The organism is Cellulomonas sp. KU4C (genome assembly GCF_056868065.1).
In genome coordinates this window covers 665674-681363 of the sequence record NZ_CP200322.1, presented here as the reverse complement: position 1 = coordinate 681363, position 15690 = coordinate 665674, and the positions used below count along the sequence as shown (strand labels likewise).

Here is a 15690-nt window from a genome sequence, read left to right as displayed (position 1 = left end):
CCGCCGAACTGCGAGGATGCCGCGCATGGCCCTGACGTCCGTACCGCCGTCCACCGGCGACGACGACGTGCTCGCGTCCCCGCGCCCGTCCCGCGTCGACGCGCTCCTCACCCGCATCGGGGTGACGGGCGTGCCGGCGCGGGACGCCGCGCTGGCGTCGGTCGTCGCGGTGCTGACGCTCGCGCTGATCGCGCTCGGGTCGACCGGGACGGCCGCCACCGAGGGTGTCGTGCTCACCGACCGCGGGATCCTCGTCGCCCTGTGCACCGCCCAGGCCGGGGTCCTCGCGCTGCGCCGCAGCAGGCCGGTGCTGTGCCTCGGCCTCGTGGTCGCGTGCCAGATCGGCGTCACCGCGGTGCTGCCGCCCGACCTGAACATCCGGGCGTTCGCACCGCTGGTCGCCGGGTACACCGTCGGCCTGCTGCTCCCGACGTCCCGGGCGCTGGCCGTCACCGGGGTGGCCGTCCTGGTCGAGACCGTCGGCGCCACGCTCGTCGCGACCCCCGACGGCCGCACCGTCGGGGAGCTGCTCCTGCAGCACGCCGCCGGGGCTGCCCTGTCCTACCCCCTGCTCGCCCTGATCGGCTCGTCGGTCGCCACCCGCCGCCGCTACCTCGACCTGCTGCGGCTGCGGGCCGTCGAGGCCGTCCGCGCCCAGCAGGCCACCGCCCGGGCCGCGGTCGTCGCCGAGCGGTCCCGGATGGCCCGCGAGCTGCACGACGTCGCCGCCCACCACCTGTCCGGCATGGTCGTGCAGGCCGCCGCCGTCGAGCGCCTGGTCGACCGCGACCCCGCCGCCGCCAAGGAGGGCGCCGCGTGGCTGCGCCGGCAGGGCAAGCAGACCCTCGACGACCTGCGGCTCGTCGTCGGGGTGCTGCGCGAGGGCCCCGAGGACGGCCGCGCACCCGTGCCCGGCCTCGCTGACCTGCCCGAGCTCGTCGCGACCGCCCAGGACCTCGGCACACCGGTCACGCTCGACCGCACGGGCCCGCCGGTCGCGCTCGGCCCGCTCGCCGACGCCGCCCTGTACCGGGCGGCCCAGGAGGCGCTCGCCAACGCCCGGCAGCACGCGGTCGGCGCGCCCGTGCGGGTCGCCCTGCGGACCGACGACGCGACCGTGACGCTGGAGGTGGTGAACGACGCCGGCGGCGAGCCTCCGCCCCCGGACCGCCCCCGGCGCGAGGGCGCCGGGCTGATCGGGATGCGGGAGCGGGCGCAGCTCGTCGGTGCGACGCTGGCCGTCGGCCCGACACCCGACGGCGGGTGGGCGGTGCGGGTCAGGCTGCCGGTGCCGGAGGGCGCTGCGGTCGACGAGGTCGTGACGGAGGAGCAGGGATGATCCGGGTGGTGCTGGTCGACGACCAGGCGGTGGTGCGCGCGGGCTTCCGCGTCATCCTCGAGGAGCACGGCGACATCGAGGTCGTCGCCGAGGCCGCCGACGGCCCGTCCGCCGTCGCCGCGGTCGCGCGCACCCGCCCCGACGTCGTCTGCATGGACGTCCGGATGCCCGGCGGCGACGGCCTCGCCGCGACCCGTGCCATCACCGCCGCCGGCCCCGACGCGCCCGCCGTCCTCGTCGTCACCACGTTCGACCTCGACGAGTACGTGTTCGGCGCCCTCGAGGCCGGCGCCAGCGGCTTCGTCCTCAAGGACACCGAGCCCGAGGACCTCGTCGACGCCGTCCGCCGCCTCGCCGCCGGCCAGGGCCTCGTCGACCAGACCGTCACCCGGCGGGTCATCGCGGAGTTCGCCCGCCGCGGCCCCGGCGCCGACCACGTGGTGGCGACCCCCGCCCTCGTCGACGCGCTCACCGCCCGGGAGACGGAGATCGTCCAGCTCCTCGCCCGGGGGCTGTCGAACGCCGAGATCGCCGCCGAGCTTGTCGTCGAGACCTCCACCGTGAAGTCGCACCTCGGCCGCGCGATGGCGAAGATCGGCACCCGCGACCGGCTCCAGACCGTCGTCTGGGCGTACCAGCAGGGCGTCGTCCCACGGGTGTGACACGGGCCTCGGCCGGTCCGGTTTGGGCCCGGCCCCCTCGACCTGTACTCTCTTCATCGGCCCTCCAAGGGCCGATGCGCCCGTACGCTCAATGGATAGAGCATCTGACTACGGATCAGAAGGTTGGGGGTTCGAGTCCCTCCGGGCGCACAGCGCACAACCCCCGTCCGGGTCACCCTGGGCGGGGGTTTCTGCATGCCCCGTCTGGATCCAGTGGACCTGGACTCCCACGCACCAAAGAAGATGAGCAAACTCAGGAAAGAAGATGAGCAAACTCAGGCCGTACCTACGCGCGACCCGGCGGCTGGAGCGGCGCGGCAGCGCTCTACCGCTCGATGCTGCGCGAGGGTGAGGAGCTGCGGTCGGTCGCCGCGGCCACGCCGCTGGACGTCCCGGTCCTCGCCGTCGGCGGGTACGGCGGCCCGTTCACCGAGGCCACCGTGCGCCAGGTGTCGACCGGCGACGTCACCGCGGTGCTGCTCGAGGGCGTGGGGCACCACGTGGCGCTCGAGGCACCGGAGCGGCTCGCGGACGCGATGCTCCCGTTCCTCGCGCGCGTCGACCGCGCCCGGCGCTGACGGGCCGTCAGCGCACGGGGATGTCGGTCAGCCGGAACGCCTGCTGGCCGAGTCCTCCGCCGACCTGCACCGCGATCTCGTCCACGTCACCCACCTCCGGGTAGACGATGCTGAACGTCCGCGTCGCTCCCTCGGCGATCGTGCCCAGCGTCTCCAGGTCCGTCACCGGGAGCCACTGCTCGGCGCCGTCGTCGGCCACCGCATCGAGGTGGTCGAGCGGGTGGACCGCCGTCGCGCCGCGCAGCAGGACGACGCCCGAGGCCGACCGCTGCACCGAGTAGGTGCTGCCGCGGTAGTGCCAGACCCCCGACAGGAACGAGACGCCGGACGTCGCCCGGTCGTCGAGCGGCGTGACCTCCAGGTCGAGCACGACGTGCCCGTCGACCCTCCGGGCCGCGGGCACGGTGACGCGGTACGAGCCGAGGTTCTCGACGACGACGCCCTCGGCGCCCGTCCCGGTGGGCCCCGCCTCGAACGGCGGCAGCTCGCCCGCGGTGCTGACCTCGACGGTCTGCGTGATCTGCGAGGTCAGCACCAGCGTCACGCGGCGGTTCGCCGCACGGCTCGCGTCGTCGACGTTCGGCACGACGGGTTCCGACTCGCCACGCCCCGACGCCTCGACCGGGAACCGGGTGGTGTCGATCCGCTGGGACAGGGCGTCGGCGACGGCGCGCGCACGCCGCTCGGAGAAGCTCCTGGTTGTACGCGTCGCCGGCGACGTCGTCGGTGTGGCCCACGACCTGCACGGTCCCGGGCTCCCGGCTCGACAGGTGCGCGGCGGCGACGTCGAGCGCCCCCCGCGCGGCGTCGCCGAGCTCCGCGGAGTCGACCGCGAACAGCACGTCCGACCCGAGGGTGACCTGGACCTCCTCGGTGCTGGTGAGCGTCTGCACCGCGCCCGCGAGCTCCGCGGTGTACGACTCGAGAGGCACGACCGGCGCCTCGGCGACCGCGTCGAGGTCGAGCGGCTCGACGGGCCCGTCGGCGTCGTCCGCGTCGCCGGGGTGGGACGGCGGCGGCACGGCGCCCTCGACCACCGGGACGTCCTCGACGAGCGGCCCGCCGGGCAGGAAGAGCGCCAGCGCGTCCACCTCCTGTGCCGGCGCGGCGTATGCCGTCTGCAGCCGCATCGACTCACCCGGTCGCAGCGTGATGAAGTCGGTGCCGGTCGTGACCGCGCGGTCGGAGGCGTCCACGGCGACGGTGTGCACGGCGTCGGCGCCGAGGTCGAGCAGGCGCAGCCCCGCGAGCGCGGGCAGCTTCAGGACGGGCACGCCGCTCAGGTCGCTCGCGAGGAAGACGCCGTCGCCGTCGCCGTCGGGCATCGCCAGATCCAGCGTCAGCACCGCGAGCTCGTCGACGCGGACCACAGGCAGCACGTCGACCGTGATGTCCGTGCCGCCGAGGTGCAGCGTCGACGTCGCGACGACCTCCGCGGTGTCGACCGCGGCGTCCGTCGCGGTCCCCGAGGGAGCCGGGGCGGGGTCCGGGTCACCGCCCCCGGCGCACGCGGCCAACGCGGCCAGGCTCAGGGCGAGCACGCCGCAGGTCACCAATCGACGCATTCGTGATACTCCCCAGGTCGCGGACTGCGGCCTCACCCTAGCGGGGCGCGCGGCGGCCACGTGCAGGAACGGAGCGGCGCCCCCATCGCGGCGCCGGCACGATGGGTCAGGCCTCCGGCGGCTGGTCGAACGCCCGGTGCAGACGCCCCACTCGTCCCCGAGCAGCGGCAGCACCCCGCCGTGCTCCGTGTCCGACGACATGCGGAACCCGTCGCGCGGGATCGGGTGCCCCCGCCCACCGCCCGCCGACCAGGTCCTGAGTTTGCTCACGTCGGCTCGATCCGGTGTGCCGCGGGCCTGTGACCTGGGGTGATGGTCGTGTGGCGGAGCCGTTTCACGCACCAAGGTGGTCGGTAGGGTTGGTGCGTGGCGTTCATCCGGCGGGTCCGGACACCCTCGGGAGCGACGGGGGTGCAGATCGCTGAGTACGTCGGTGACCGTCGCCAGCGGATCGTGAAGTACGTGGGCTCGGCGCATACGCCGGCCGAGCTCGGGGTCGTGATGGCGCGGGCCCGCCAGTTGCTGGAGGGGTACGAACGCCCAGGTCAGGGAGCTCTCGACCTTGGGTTCGACGCGGCGCCCGCGGTGGATCTCGTCGCTGAGACGCTCGAACGAGACGTGCTCGATCTGCCCTTGACGGCGCCGCCGCGGCCGGCGGCGCGGGTGCTGGTCGGACCAGGGCGGGTGCTGGACACGGCGTCGGGGTTGCTGTTCGACGTGCTCGCGGGTGTCTACGACCAGCTCGGGTTCGACGCGCTGGGTGACGAGGTGTTCCGTGACCTGGTCGTGGCGCGGATCGTCGAGCCGACGAGGGGACTGCTGCGGGTTCGGTTGGCACCAGGTGAGTGGTGATCATGCCGCAGGCGCGGCGGTCTGAGCGGCGAAGGCGAGCTCGAACTCGACCGGCGTGAGCTTGCCGAGCGCACGCTCCAGATGGAGTGTCAACCAGCCCTGCATCAGTCCCGCCGATCCACCGCTTCACCGTGCCCCCCTCGGTCCAGGTCCGCGTGCCGCCACGGTAGCCCGCCCGGGCCTCCCTCGCGGGGCGGAGCCGGCACCCGGTGCTCCGCCGCCGGGCTGGCGCCCGGGCACCCGCCCACGTGCGCCTCCACCGCCGGGCGGAACGGCAAGATCGGCCGCCGGACCGATCCCCGGGCCGGGGTCGCCGCCCTAGCGTTCTCGGCATGACGAACCAGCCGAAGTCCCGTCCCGTCCCGTCCGCCGCGCAGGTCGCCCTGCAGCGCCGCGTGAGCGCCGTCGCCCTGCCGGTCGGCCTGCTGCTCCTCGTGCTCGCTCTCGTCGACCTCGCCGGTGGCGAGCCGTCGACCACGGCGTACGCGTTCTTCCCCCTCGGTGCCGCGCTGCTGCTGCTGTCGACGCAGCGGTACTGGAAGCGCCCGGTCGCCGTCGAGGAGTAGGCCGGACCCGCTCAGGTCCCGGCCGCCGGCAGCGCGACCGTGACCACCAGCCCGCCGCCGGGCCGCGGCGCGACGTCGAGCGTGCCCCCGTGCGTCCGGGCGATGCGGTCCACGAGGGCCAGGCCGAGGCCGTGGCCGCGCTCGCCGGTGGCGACCCGGCCGGCGCCGCGCAGGAACGGCTCGACCAGCTGGGCCGCGGCCTCGGGGGTGAGCACGGTCCCGGTGCTCTCGACCCGCAGCACGGCGCGATCGCCGTCGCGACCGGTGGTGACCACGGCAGCGCCGGGGTCCCCGCTGTGCCGGACCGCGTTCTGGACCAGGTTGGTGGCGAGCTGGGCGAGCAGCGTCGGCTCGCCGACGACGGTCGCCGGGTCCAGGCGTGCGGTGATCGTGACGTGGCGCCGCGCGGCCTCGGCGGTGTTCTGGTCGAGCGCGGTCCGCACCACCGCGTCGAGCGCGACGGGCCGGGCGACGGCGCCGACCGCCCCCGCGTCGGCGAGCCGGAGCAGCGACTCGGTGAGGGCGACGGCCCGGTCGTTGGTCTGCCGCAGCCGGTCGACCAGCGCCGGGTAGTCCTGGCCGTCGGGGTCCCGGGCGGCGACGTCCAGCATCGTGGCGGTCACGGCCAGAGGGGTCCGCAGCTCGTGCGAGGCGTTCGCGGCGAACCGCTCGTGCGCCTCGGCGGCGCTGTGCAGCTGGTCGAGCATGTGGTCGACGCTGTCCGCGAGCTGGCGGAACTCGTCGTTGCGGCCGCCGAGCCGGACGCGGCGCGTGCGGTCCCCGGTCGCCGCGACCAGGACGGCCTCGTTGATGCGGTGCAGCGGCCGCAGCACCCACCCGGCGAGGAACCACCCGCCGACCACCCCGACGACGGCGAGGCCCACGAGCACGGCCGCCGAGACCCCGACGACGGCCTCGAGGATCTCCTGCCGCGACGCCGCGTAGGTGGTGCCGCTGTCGCGGGGGTTCGCCGCGGTCAGCGGGTAGTCCGGCACGAACCGGAGCACGACGTAGACGCCGAGCAGCAGCACGGCCCCGGCGGCGACGAGGAACAGCGCGTAGCCCAGCGCGAGCCGCAGGCGGGCGCTGACCCGGACGCCGGGCCCGGGCGCGCGGCGCGGGCTCACGGGGCCGGCTCGGCGACGCGGTAGCCGACGCCCGGCACCGTGCGGATGAGGTCGGGCGCCCCGAGGGCCTTGCGCAGCGTGGAGATGGTGACGCGCGGGGCCGTGGTCAGCGGGTCGGCGTGCTCGTCCCAGGCCTTCTCGAGCAGGGTCTCGGCGCTGACCACGCCGCCGTCCGCCTGCATGAGCAGCCGCAGGACCGCGAACTGCTTGCGGGTCAGCCGCACGTAGCGGCCGGCGCGGTACACCTCCTGCCGGAACGGGTCGAGGCGCAGGTCCGCGACCTGGAGCACCGGCGGGGTCGCGGCGGCGGGTCGGCGGGCCAGGGCGTGCAGGCGTACGACCAGCTCCTCGACGGCGAACGGCTTCGTCAGGTAGTCGTCGGCGCCGAGCTCGAAGCCGTCGACCTTGTCCCGCAGCCGGCCCGCGGCGGTGAGCATCAGGACGCGCACTTGCGGGTGGTCCCGGACGATCGCGGCGCACACGTCGTCGCCGTGGGTGCCGGGCAGGTCGCGGTCGAGCACGACGACGTCGTACGCGTGCACGGCGATCCGCTCCAGGGCGTCGTCGCCGTCGAGCGCGACGTCGGCGGCGATCGACTCGTGCCGCAGACCCGCCTGGAGGGCCTCGGCGAGGAACACCTCGTCCTCGACGACGAGCACGCGCATCGTGGCCCCCTTCGTGGTCGTGCGGCGCGGCCGAGTCTAGGCAGCGCGGTGTTGCGGAATCGTGAGGCGGACGGCTCACGGCCGCGCAACGGCCGCGCTGGTGGTGTGGCTCCCATGAACCGCCGCACCCACCTCCGCACCGCCCGCCGCACGTCCCGCCGGGCGACCGCCGCCGTCGCGCTCCTGCTCGTGCTGGGGTCGGCCGCCTGCGCCGCCGCCGAGCACCGGCTCGACGTGCGAAACGGCGTCGCCGACGCCGACGCCGCGCCCGCGAGCACCGGGCTGTCCGCCGCCGACGGCCTGCTCCCCGGTGGTGACCCCGTCTCCCCGTTCGACGAGGACCTGCCGGCGATCGCCCGGATCAAGCCGGACCTGCTGGCCGCGGTCCAGGCCGCCGCGACCGCCGCCGACGCCGCAGGGATCGAGATGGTCGTGACGTCGGGGTGGCGCAGCGCCCAGTTCCAGCAGTCGCTGCTGGACGACGCCGTGCAGAAGTACGGCAGCGCCGACGAGGCCGCACGCTGGGTGAAGTCGCCCAGCGCGTCCAGCCACGTCAGCGGCGACGCGGTCGACATCGGCTTCACCGACGCGGCCGACTGGCTGACGCGGCACGGCGACGACTTCGGCCTCTGCCAGACCTACGCGAACGAGATGTGGCACTTCGAGCTCGCGACCGAGCCCGGCGGTACCTGCCCCGAGCCGCTGACCGACGCCGCGGGCTGAGCGCGCCGCGCCGGTCGGGCTGGCGTCACCCGCGTGGCCCGCTGCGACCGGCGCGCCGGGTGCGGTCGCGCAGGAGCAGCACCACCCCCGCCACCAGCAGACAGCCGGCGAGCAGCGCGGCCGGGACGGTCCCCGCCGCGCCGGTCCCGGCGATCACCCCGGTCCCCCGGACAGCGCCGCCCGCGCCCGGCGCGGTGGACACCGTGTCGCCGAAGCCGGTCGCGGTGACCACGAGCGCGGTGCGCCAGGCGCGGGGCTCTGCGTCCGCCGGCACCGTGACCCGGAACCGGAACCAGCGCGTCTCGCTCGACGGCACCTGCTCGAGCGGCTGCCCGCCGAGCACGTCCGGAGGGCCGGCGGGCACCAGGTGCCGGAGCAGCCCGGGGCACCGCGTCGACGACCAGCGCTCGGTGCAGGAGTCGACGGCCACCACCGCGGGCACGTCGGGGTCGTCGGCCACGGCGGACACCGTGACGACGCCCGGCTCCGGCGCCGTCGTGCGCAGGCCGACCAGCCAGTCGGCGCTCGCGCCCGGCCCGAGCGTGCGCATCGCCGGGTCCTCGACCGAGATCAGGGTGACGTGCGGGTCCGCGCCGACCACGTCGGCGGGAGCGGGGCGGGCGACCGCGGCGGGGGGCGCGAGGACGAGGACCCCCGCCACCGCGAGCGTGCGGAACCGGGGCGGGTCGCCCCCTGCCGCCGGGGCCGCCGGGACCCTGGCGCCGTCGACGTCGATGCCGCGCCGCGGCCAGAACGCCCACAGCACCAGGCCCGTCGCGAGCACCGTGGTCCCGGCGAGCGTGCCCGGCTCGGCGAACCAGCCGAGCACGGGTGCCACGCGCGGGACGACCACGACCACCCGGTGCGCCGTGCGGACCCGGTACGGCTCGGGGTCGGGCTCGGCGTTGGCGTCGCCCCGCAGGACGAGCTCCCGCGCGACTCCGGCGCCCGAGGTCGACACCACCCGGTGGGTGATCGGCAGCAGGCCCGGGCGGTCGACGGTCACCACGTCGCCGGTCCGGATCTCCGCCGCGGGGACCGGGACCGTCAGCGCGGCGGCGCCGACGTCGATCGCCGGGCTCATCGACCCCGACGCGAACAGCGCGACCCGCACGCCGAACAGGTGCGCGGCGAGCGCGCCGACGACCGCGAGCGCGCCGAGCACGGCGGCGACGGTCAGCGCCCCGTCCGCGACCCGGTGCAGCACGCCGCCGCGCCGCGCCGCTCGGGACCGCGCCGGCGCGATCACGGTGCGATCCCGGTGAAGCCCCACGTGACGCTCCCGGTCAGGCCGGCCGCGCCCGCCGCGGTCGCGGGGTCGAGCCGCACCTCGAAGCACAGCCCGAGGTCGTCCAGCGCGGGCCCGATCGGGAACACCGCCGGCGCGGGCGGGTCGTCGTCGGTCGGCTCCCACTGGGTCGGTCCGCCGGCGATGTACACCGAGGTCGGCTCCGTGAACACGGCGGCCGTGCACCCGCCGGGCGCGAGCGCGACCTCGGTGCGGACCGCCCGGTACTGCAGGAACGCGGTCAGGGGCCCCTCGGAGTCGGTGCTGGACAGCCGGACGGTCCCGGCCGTGGTGGTGGTCGGGGTGGTCCGCAGGTTCAGCCACGCGAACACGGACGTGCCGGGCACCATCGCGTCGGCACCGAACGCCATCGCCGGTCCCGGGGGCGTGGAGTTCGACGTGAACGCGGTGCCCTCGGTCTGCGACTCGAGCTCGAAGCCGCTGGCGGCCAGGGTCGCGGTCCCGAGCTTCCTGGTCCGTCCACGCGGCAGCGGTCGCGAGCGTGCCGGTGGCGCCGACGACCCCCGCCGCGAGCAGCGCGCGGGTCCGGCGCCAGCGTCCCCCGCCGGGTGGTGGTCCGGTCATCGGGCGCCGCCCGGTCAGGCGGGTTCGGACGTCGCCGTGAACCCGAAGGTGACGGTCCCGGTCTGCCCGGACACCAGGCCGGGACCGGCCGTCACGGTCAGGCAGAGGTACGCGGGCTCGCCGGCGGTGCCGCCCGCGCCGGCGGCGAGCGGGCCGACGGTGGTCGTGGGCAGCGCCGCCAGGGCCGTCCCGGCCGCGACGACCGTGCCGGAGACCGCGGACGCGCAGCCCCACGCGCCCTGCTGGGTCAGGCCGTAGGTGAGCTCGGCGGTGGTCCCGGTCGTCGTGGACGACACGGTGAGCTGCGCCGGGAACGTCGTGCCCGCCGCCAGACGCACCGCGAGCGGCGCCTGCAGCGTGTCGCCCGGGCTGAGGTTCGTCGCGTCGAGGTCGAACTCGAGCACACCTGCCGATGCGGTGTCGGGGTGCTGCCCGAACTGCGGGGCGCCCGCGGACTCGGTGAACGCGCCCTCGAGGTCGAAGGCGCCGGCGGTGAAGGTGCCTGTCGCGTACTCCAGGTCGGTCCAGGCGGCGAGCGTCGCGATCACCCCCGTGCCGAGGACGAGACCGGCCGCGAGGACGGCGCGGGGACGGGTGGAGCGGACCATGACGACCTCCCAGGTGCAGCGGTGGACCGGGTGGAACGACGTGCTCAGCCGAGGACGATACGCGCGCGGGTCGCGGGCCTGGTGCGGCGGTCGCGCGTGCGCGGCGTCACCGGTAGGTGTCCCGCAGGAACTCGAGGACCGCGGCGACGCGGGCGTTGCGGTCCTTGGGGACGTGCAGCGCGCGGTAGATCGCGCTGAGGTGCGACTCCACGGTCTTGGTCGCGATCGCGAGCTCGTGGGCGATCGCCTCGTTGGAGTACCCCTCGACCAGCAGCGACAGGACGTCGAGCTGTGCGCGGGAGAGGGCGTCGAGGTCGGTGCCCTCCCGCCGGCGCGACGCCCGGACCAGGCCCGGGTCGATCACCATGCGCCCGGCGGCGGCCGACCGGATCACCCGCGGCAGGTCGCGCGGGTCGAGGGCGGACCGCTTGGACAGGTAGCTCCACGGGTTCTGGTGGAGGTCGGTGCGTGCGCTCCGGAGCAGGCCGAGCAGGTTGTGCGCCGACAGCAGCACGATCCGCAGCGCGTGGTCGCGGCGTTGCAGGGCGGCCGCCAGGGCCAGGCCGTTGCCGTCGCCCAGCACGATGTCGACCAGCGCGACGTCCGCCGCCCCCGGCGCGATCGCGTCCAGCGCCTCCCGGTGGCTGGTGACCCGGTGGCTGACGAGCATGTCCTGCTGTGCGCCGATGACGTCGGCGACGAGGCGGCCGAGCAGGGCGTCGTCGTCCACGACGGCGACCCGCAGCGGGTGGCTCCGGCGGGCGCCGGCCGGGAGCACGCGCACCGGGCGCGAGATCACGGTCACGGTCCGACCCGCTCGTGGTCGCGGGCGCCCGCCGGGCGCACCAGGGTGGGCCGCGGGCCGCCGACGGCGACCCGCGCGGTGAGACGGGCCCCGCCGCCGGGCGCGCGCACCAGGTCCAGGCCGCCGCCGCGCCGGGCCAGGCGGTCCGCGAGCAGGCGCAGCCCGTGGAGCCGGAGCCCCGCGTGCGGCCCCACGCCGTCGTCGTCCACCTGGACCACGAGCACCCGGGCGTCCGGTTGCGGGAGCGGGCCGGACTGCCACCGGTCCCCGGCGTCGACGTCGAGCCGGACCTCGATCGACCGGGCGGACCCGTGACGCACGCTGTTGCCCACCGCCTCCACGACGAGTGCGATCAGCAGGAGGCGCTCGTCCTCGGACAGCGGGTGCGCGGGGTCGTCCAGGACGCACCGGGCGCGCGCCGACACGCTGAGGTGGCCCACGACGTGCCGGGGAGCTGGTCCAGGACGAGCGCGACGGCGTCGTGCACGGCGAACAGCGCGGCCGGCGGGCTCAGCTCGTGCGCCACCTGCCGCACCTCGGACTCGCGGAGGTGGTCGAGGATCCCCGCGAGCCGGGCGAGGTCCTGCGCGAGCCGGTGCTCGGAGCGCAGCGCCGCGGCGCGGCCGAGCTGCTCCAGGTCGCTGACGACCATCACGAGGTGCTGCTGGAGCGTCCCGTGCAGCCGGTGCGCGAGGTCGGTGCGGATGCGGAGGTTGTCGCGCTCCAGCCGCTCCACGAGGTCGACGGCACGGCGGCGCTCCGCCACCACGGCGCGCTCGAGGTACGCGAGCCACAGCCCGAGCTCGACGGCGCACGCGGCCAGCAGGCCGGTGCACAGCGCGACGACGGGGGCCCGCCCGGTCCCCGCGTGGGCTGCGGCGGTCGACCACGCCAGGCACGTCGCGCCGGCCGCGGCGACGGCCGCCACGGGCTTGCGCCAGCCCGGCCGCGAGGCCCCCGCCGACGCGGTCAGGGCCATCCCGGACAGCACCGCCAGCGCGACCACGGCCCCGGCGAGCGCGCCGTGCAGCACGCGCCCCTGGTGCCGGCCCAGGGTGCAGGCGATCAGCACGCCCGCCACCACGCAGTACCCGCACACCCGGACCAGGGCGAGCCGCCCGCGCCGGAGGACCGCGCCCGACGAGGCGACGTCCGCGAGCGGTCGCGCGGCGGGCTGGTCGCGGTTCGTCCACGTCCGGTGCCCGCGGGCGGACGGCGGCCCTGCCGTCCCGAGCCGTCGGCGTGCTCGTCGCATGTCCCTGCCCCCGGGGTTCGGTGGCGCGGCGCCGGTCGCGCGCCGCGTGCGTGCCTGGTGCCGATGCTGCGCCCGCTGTCGGACCCGCGGCACCGACCGGTCAGGGCTACCCCCGACCGGTCCGCGCGCCCCCTCGCGCCCGGTGCCGAGACTGGCCGGGCGCCGGGGACGGACCCCGGCCCGACAGGTCCAGCAGGACAGTAACCGCAGAGAGTGGAGCACCGCGATGAGCGCATCGACCGTCACCCCTCCGACGCTGTACCACGGGTTCGTCGGGGGGCCCCTGTCCGCCGTGCGAGCCCGGGCGGCGATCCGGGAGAACGTCAACCTCGGGCCCATCCAGTGGGAGCCCCAGAGCGTCGAGGGGCCGCAGAACTTCCCCCAGGCGGGTCCCGCCGACGGCCGGCTCGCCTCGGCAGGCCAGGCGATCGCCGCCAACCTCGACGAGCAGTCGAGCACCCGCTGGATCAAGAACGCCGTCAGCCCGGGCGTGATCGACGTGGAGTGGACCTACACCGCGCCGCACGCGACCGCGCAGTGGCGGTACTTCCTCACGCGGCCCGGCTGGGACCCGAACGCGCCGCTGACCCGGGCGCAGCTCGACCTCGACCCGGTCCTCACGATCCGGCACGACGGGTCGATCGCGCAGCGGCACGTGGTGCACCACGTCAACATCCCGACGACCCACGAGGGCTACCACGTGCTCTACGCGGTGTGGGACATCGCGGACACCCCGAACGCGTTCTACAACGTGGTCGACCTGGACATCTACGGGGAGCCGAACATCGACGGCGGCCGGCCGAGCCGCCCCGAGCGGCTCCAGGCGGTGCACGTCTCCGAGGACGTCATCGACCTCGAGTGGGCGCCGGCGACGGACGGCACCGGGGTGAACGGCTACTCGGTGTTCCGCGACGGGCACCGGATCGCGCAGGTCGTGCTCGAGCAGTACTCCGACACCTCGGTCGTCGCGGGTCAGACCTACCACTACGCCGTGCAGGCGTTCGACGCGAGCGGCAACACCTCGGAGCTGTCGAACGCCATCACGGTCACCGCGACGTCCGGCCCGTCCGGCGAGCAGGTCCAGCCGCCGACGAGCCTGCACTCGATGGGCACCACGGCGACCTCGGTGGACCTCATGTGGTTCGCGCCGGCCTCCGGCCCGGCCGTCGCGCAGTACATGGTCGAGCGCGCGGAGGGCTCGGGCGGCTTCGGCACGGTCACGAGCACGACCGCCACCCGGTTCCTCGACCAGGGCCTGACGCCGAGCACCACCTACCGCTACCGGGTGGTCGCGCAGGACGGCGCCGGCGGGTCCGCCACCAGCGCGGTCCTCACGGTCACCACCCAGGCCGCGGGTGGCGGCGGGACGTACCCCGCGTGGAGCCCGTACGGCACCTACGCGATCGGCGACCGGGTGTCGCACAACGGCCTGAACTACATCAACATCCAGGCCTACACCGGTCACGGCGACCCGAACTGGATCTTCGCCCCGTCGCTGTGGCAGGTCCTGAGCCAGGGCGCACCGCCGCGCCCTGCTGACGGGACGGGAGACTTCCCCCGGCCGCGCCCGTCCCACCCACGCCGGTCGTCCCCTCCGGGGCGGCCGGCGCGGCCGTGGGAGGGGGGCGGCTCGCGCGCGCCACTCAGGCAGCGTCGCATCTCGGGCTCCGACTACTCATTTTGAGCGGACGCGCTACGCGCTTGTCCACCTAGTGGCACGCAAATCACCTGCCGGCAACGAGCCCCGTCGACGGCATCGTCCACTCTCGTCCCCGGTGAGCTGGAGGGCGTCACCGTCGGCCGAACGCGTCGACCGCCCCCCGCTCGACCGGAAGGACTCCTCCTCCCATGCAGAAGAACTCCCGCAAGAAGAAGTACGTCGCCGCGGCTGCGATCCTCCTGGTCGGCGGGTCGCTGGCCACCGGCGGCGCGCTGGTCACGCAGAACAGCACGATCGTCGGCAACTGGTTCGGTGTCGACACGACCACCGAGGGCGGGGTCGACCCCCAGGGCGGCGAGCTGCTCGTCACCGGTGCCCCGATGTCGAAGAAGTTCACCGGCCTGAGCGCGAACGAGTCGACCAGCGCCTACTACACCGTCAAGAACACCTCGACGGTCGCCGCCGCGACGTTCGACATCGGCACGGTCCTGGACCTCTCGGGCGAGAAGGCCACCGAGCTGTCGAACGTCCTGAGGACCCGCGTCACGCTGGGCGGCACCGAGGTCGCCACGGGCTCGCTCGCCACGATGGCCGTCCCGAGCGCGTCGCGGATCACGGTCCAGCCCGGCGAGACCACCTCCGTGCGCGTCGAGGTCTACGTCGCGGACCAGGCCGCGTTCGCGGCCGCCGGGTTCACCGCCGCGTCCGAGGTGACCGCGGACTTCGCGTTCGACGCGATCTTCGTCGCCCCCTGACGACGTACCCGGGCGGTGCGGCCACCGCGCACCGCCCGGGACGCCGTCCTGCCCGCACCTCGCAGGCCGCACGCCCGGCCCGGCGCCGCCCGACCGTGAGGAGATGACATGCACGTGCTGTCCCGGACCCTGTGGGTCCTGCTCGTCCCCGTCCTGGTGGTCTTCGCCGCCCCGTTCGTCTGGCAGGTCACGACCGGCGACACCTTCATGAGCGTCACGGGGGTGTCCATGGAGCCGACCTACCGCGTCGGCGACGTGCTCGTCGTCCAAGAGGCCACCGGCCACGACCTCGACGTCGTCGGTCAGCCGGTCGTCGTGGAGTTCACGCCCGGTGACGCCGCGACGCGGTACGTGCACCGGGTGCACGAGATCACTCCCCAGGGCGTCGTCCTCAAGGGCGACAACAACGAGGTCGCCGACCCGGTCGTCGTCACCGAGGACCATGTCGTCGGCACCCCGCGCGTCGTCCTGGCCGGGGACCTCGGGACGCTCTACCGCGTCTCGCAGTCCTGGGGTGCCCGGGGCGTCGTCGCCCTGCTCGTCGTCGGTCTCGCGCTGCTGCCGACCGGTCCGCGTCCGGCACGCGGGGACCAGCCGGCCACCCCGCTCACGGGTCGCCGCGCCGCCCGCGCCGCCGTCGACGTCACGCCGTGACGC

The 15690-nt window shown here is 75.5% G+C and carries 18 protein-coding genes, 1 tRNA gene and 1 pseudogene; 11 read left to right on the top strand and 9 right to left on the bottom strand.

Annotation, left to right across the window (positions count from 1 at the left end; translation table 11 throughout):
- The first annotated feature begins 25 nt into the window (after nucleotides 1-25).
- The 4 genes from AC1VL8_RS03185 to AC1VL8_RS03170 all read left to right on the top strand — a co-directional run bounded on the left by AC1VL8_RS03185 (nucleotide 26) and on the right by AC1VL8_RS03170 (nucleotide 2579).
- Nucleotides 26-1339, top strand: a complete 1314-nt coding sequence (locus AC1VL8_RS03185) for a sensor histidine kinase (RefSeq protein ID WP_483074115.1) — start codon at nucleotides 26-28, stop codon at nucleotides 1337-1339.
- Nucleotides 1336-2001 carry a response regulator transcription factor gene (locus AC1VL8_RS03180; RefSeq protein ID WP_483074114.1) on the top strand — a complete coding sequence of 222 codons (666 nt, stop codon included), beginning with the start codon at nucleotides 1336-1338 and terminating at the stop codon, nucleotides 1999-2001. The genes AC1VL8_RS03185 and AC1VL8_RS03180 overlap by 4 nt, the downstream gene beginning before the upstream one ends.
- Nucleotides 2002-2077: 76 nt before the next feature.
- Nucleotides 2078-2151: transfer RNA gene (locus AC1VL8_RS03175), tRNA-Arg, on the top strand.
- 185 nt (nucleotides 2152-2336) lie between these two features.
- Nucleotides 2337-2579: an alpha/beta fold hydrolase gene (locus tag AC1VL8_RS03170; RefSeq protein WP_483074113.1), complete on the top strand. Its 243-nt coding sequence runs from the start codon at nucleotides 2337-2339 to the stop codon at nucleotides 2577-2579.
- A 7-nt stretch (nucleotides 2580-2586) separates the two neighbouring features.
- On the opposite strand, the gene AC1VL8_RS03165 is transcribed toward AC1VL8_RS03170, so the two are convergent.
- Nucleotides 2587-3165: a hypothetical protein gene (locus AC1VL8_RS03165; RefSeq protein ID WP_483074112.1), complete on the bottom strand. Its 579-nt coding sequence runs from the start codon at nucleotides 3163-3165 to the stop codon at nucleotides 2587-2589.
- A 46-nt stretch (nucleotides 3166-3211) separates the two neighbouring features.
- Here AC1VL8_RS03165 and AC1VL8_RS03160 point away from each other — a divergent pair, with 46 nt between their 5' ends.
- From AC1VL8_RS03160 to AC1VL8_RS03150, 3 genes and pseudogenes are all read left to right on the top strand, one after another.
- Entirely contained in the window at nucleotides 3212-4150 is a 939-nt protein-coding gene (locus tag AC1VL8_RS03160) for a hypothetical protein (protein ID WP_483074111.1), read from the top strand.
- A 360-nt stretch (nucleotides 4151-4510) separates the two neighbouring features.
- Nucleotides 4511-4954, top strand: a pseudogene (locus AC1VL8_RS03155) (IS1634 family transposase); the annotation flags it as partial.
- A gap of 374 nt (nucleotides 4955-5328) precedes the next feature.
- Nucleotides 5329-5562, top strand: coding sequence for a hypothetical protein (locus AC1VL8_RS03150; RefSeq protein ID WP_483074110.1), 234 nt, complete (start codon nucleotides 5329-5331; stop codon nucleotides 5560-5562).
- Between the two features lie 11 nt (nucleotides 5563-5573).
- Here the strand turns inward: AC1VL8_RS03150 and AC1VL8_RS03145 are convergent, their stop codons facing one another.
- A complete protein-coding gene (locus AC1VL8_RS03145) occupies nucleotides 5574-6689 on the bottom strand; it encodes a sensor histidine kinase (RefSeq protein ID WP_483074109.1) in 1116 nt (371 codons plus the stop codon).
- Nucleotides 6686-7354 carry a response regulator transcription factor gene (locus tag AC1VL8_RS03140; protein ID WP_483074108.1) on the bottom strand — a complete coding sequence of 223 codons (669 nt, stop codon included), beginning with the start codon at nucleotides 7352-7354 and terminating at the stop codon, nucleotides 6686-6688. Before AC1VL8_RS03140 ends, AC1VL8_RS03145 begins: the two co-directional genes overlap by 4 nt.
- Before the next feature lie 114 nt (nucleotides 7355-7468).
- Here AC1VL8_RS03140 and AC1VL8_RS03135 point away from each other — a divergent pair, with 114 nt between their 5' ends.
- A complete protein-coding gene (locus AC1VL8_RS03135; RefSeq protein ID WP_483074107.1) occupies nucleotides 7469-8077 on the top strand; it encodes a M15 family metallopeptidase in 609 nt (202 codons plus the stop codon).
- Nucleotides 8078-8102: 25 nt separating this feature from the next.
- On the opposite strand, the gene AC1VL8_RS03130 is transcribed toward AC1VL8_RS03135, so the two are convergent.
- The 6 genes from AC1VL8_RS03130 to AC1VL8_RS03105 all read right to left on the bottom strand — a co-directional run bounded on the left by AC1VL8_RS03130 (nucleotide 8103) and on the right by AC1VL8_RS03105 (nucleotide 12618).
- Nucleotides 8103-9326 carry a S24/S26 family peptidase gene (locus AC1VL8_RS03130; protein ID WP_483074106.1) on the bottom strand — a complete coding sequence of 408 codons (1224 nt, stop codon included), beginning with the start codon at nucleotides 9324-9326 and terminating at the stop codon, nucleotides 8103-8105.
- Entirely contained in the window at nucleotides 9323-9736 is a 414-nt protein-coding gene (locus AC1VL8_RS03125; RefSeq protein WP_483074105.1) for a hypothetical protein, read from the bottom strand. Before AC1VL8_RS03125 ends, AC1VL8_RS03130 begins: the two co-directional genes overlap by 4 nt.
- Nucleotides 9737-9964: 228 nt before the next feature.
- A complete protein-coding gene (locus AC1VL8_RS03120; RefSeq protein WP_483074104.1) occupies nucleotides 9965-10558 on the bottom strand; it encodes a SipW-dependent-type signal peptide-containing protein in 594 nt (197 codons plus the stop codon).
- A gap of 106 nt (nucleotides 10559-10664) precedes the next feature.
- Nucleotides 10665-11363, bottom strand: a complete 699-nt coding sequence (locus AC1VL8_RS03115) for a LuxR C-terminal-related transcriptional regulator (protein ID WP_483074103.1) — start codon at nucleotides 11361-11363, stop codon at nucleotides 10665-10667.
- On the bottom strand, nucleotides 11360-11683 hold the full coding sequence (locus AC1VL8_RS03110) for a hypothetical protein (protein WP_483074102.1): 324 nt from the start codon (nucleotides 11681-11683) through the stop codon (nucleotides 11360-11362). Before AC1VL8_RS03110 ends, AC1VL8_RS03115 begins: the two co-directional genes overlap by 4 nt.
- Before the next feature lie 32 nt (nucleotides 11684-11715).
- On the bottom strand, nucleotides 11716-12618 hold the full coding sequence (locus AC1VL8_RS03105; protein ID WP_483074101.1) for a sensor histidine kinase: 903 nt from the start codon (nucleotides 12616-12618) through the stop codon (nucleotides 11716-11718).
- Nucleotides 12619-12844: 226 nt separating this feature from the next.
- Between AC1VL8_RS03105 and AC1VL8_RS03100 the strand changes: the two genes are divergently transcribed.
- The 3 genes from AC1VL8_RS03100 to AC1VL8_RS03090 all read left to right on the top strand — a co-directional run bounded on the left by AC1VL8_RS03100 (nucleotide 12845) and on the right by AC1VL8_RS03090 (nucleotide 15687).
- Entirely contained in the window at nucleotides 12845-14302 is a 1458-nt protein-coding gene (locus AC1VL8_RS03100) for a lytic polysaccharide monooxygenase (RefSeq protein ID WP_483074100.1), read from the top strand.
- Nucleotides 14303-14466: 164 nt separating this feature from the next.
- The gene (locus tag AC1VL8_RS03095; RefSeq protein ID WP_483074099.1) at nucleotides 14467-15033 is read left to right on the top strand and encodes a hypothetical protein; all 567 of its coding nucleotides are present in this window, start codon (nucleotides 14467-14469) and stop codon (nucleotides 15031-15033) included.
- A 108-nt stretch (nucleotides 15034-15141) separates the two neighbouring features.
- Entirely contained in the window at nucleotides 15142-15687 is a 546-nt protein-coding gene (locus AC1VL8_RS03090; protein WP_483074098.1) for a signal peptidase I, read from the top strand.
- Nucleotides 15688-15690 lie beyond the last annotated feature (3 nt).

Bases quoted from the DNA above. Each gene is read 5' to 3' on its own strand.
- AC1VL8_RS03150 (WP_483074110.1), top strand. From the start codon at position 5,329: ATGACGAACCAGCCGAAGTCCCGTCCCGTCCCGTCCGCCGCGCAGGTC.
- AC1VL8_RS03095 (WP_483074099.1), top strand. From the start codon at position 14,467: ATGCAGAAGAACTCCCGCAAGAAGAAGTACGTCGCCGCGGCTGCGATC.
- AC1VL8_RS03100 (WP_483074100.1), top strand. From the start codon at position 12,845: ATGAGCGCATCGACCGTCACCCCTCCGACGCTGTACCACGGGTTCGTC.
- AC1VL8_RS03125 (WP_483074105.1), bottom strand. From the start codon at position 9,736: ATGGCGTTCGGTGCCGACGCGATGGTGCCCGGCACGTCCGTGTTCGCG.
- AC1VL8_RS03090 (WP_483074098.1), top strand. From the start codon at position 15,142: ATGCACGTGCTGTCCCGGACCCTGTGGGTCCTGCTCGTCCCCGTCCTG.
- AC1VL8_RS03120 (WP_483074104.1), bottom strand. From the start codon at position 10,558: ATGGTCCGCTCCACCCGTCCCCGCGCCGTCCTCGCGGCCGGTCTCGTC.
- AC1VL8_RS03140 (WP_483074108.1), bottom strand. From the start codon at position 7,354: ATGCGCGTGCTCGTCGTCGAGGACGAGGTGTTCCTCGCCGAGGCCCTC.
- AC1VL8_RS03180 (WP_483074114.1), top strand. From the start codon at position 1,336: ATGATCCGGGTGGTGCTGGTCGACGACCAGGCGGTGGTGCGCGCGGGC.
- AC1VL8_RS03135 (WP_483074107.1), top strand. From the start codon at position 7,469: ATGAACCGCCGCACCCACCTCCGCACCGCCCGCCGCACGTCCCGCCGG.
- AC1VL8_RS03170 (WP_483074113.1), top strand. From the start codon at position 2,337: ATGCTGCGCGAGGGTGAGGAGCTGCGGTCGGTCGCCGCGGCCACGCCG.
- AC1VL8_RS03105 (WP_483074101.1), bottom strand. From the start codon at position 12,618: ATGCGACGAGCACGCCGACGGCTCGGGACGGCAGGGCCGCCGTCCGCC.
- AC1VL8_RS03185 (WP_483074115.1), top strand. From the start codon at position 26: ATGGCCCTGACGTCCGTACCGCCGTCCACCGGCGACGACGACGTGCTC.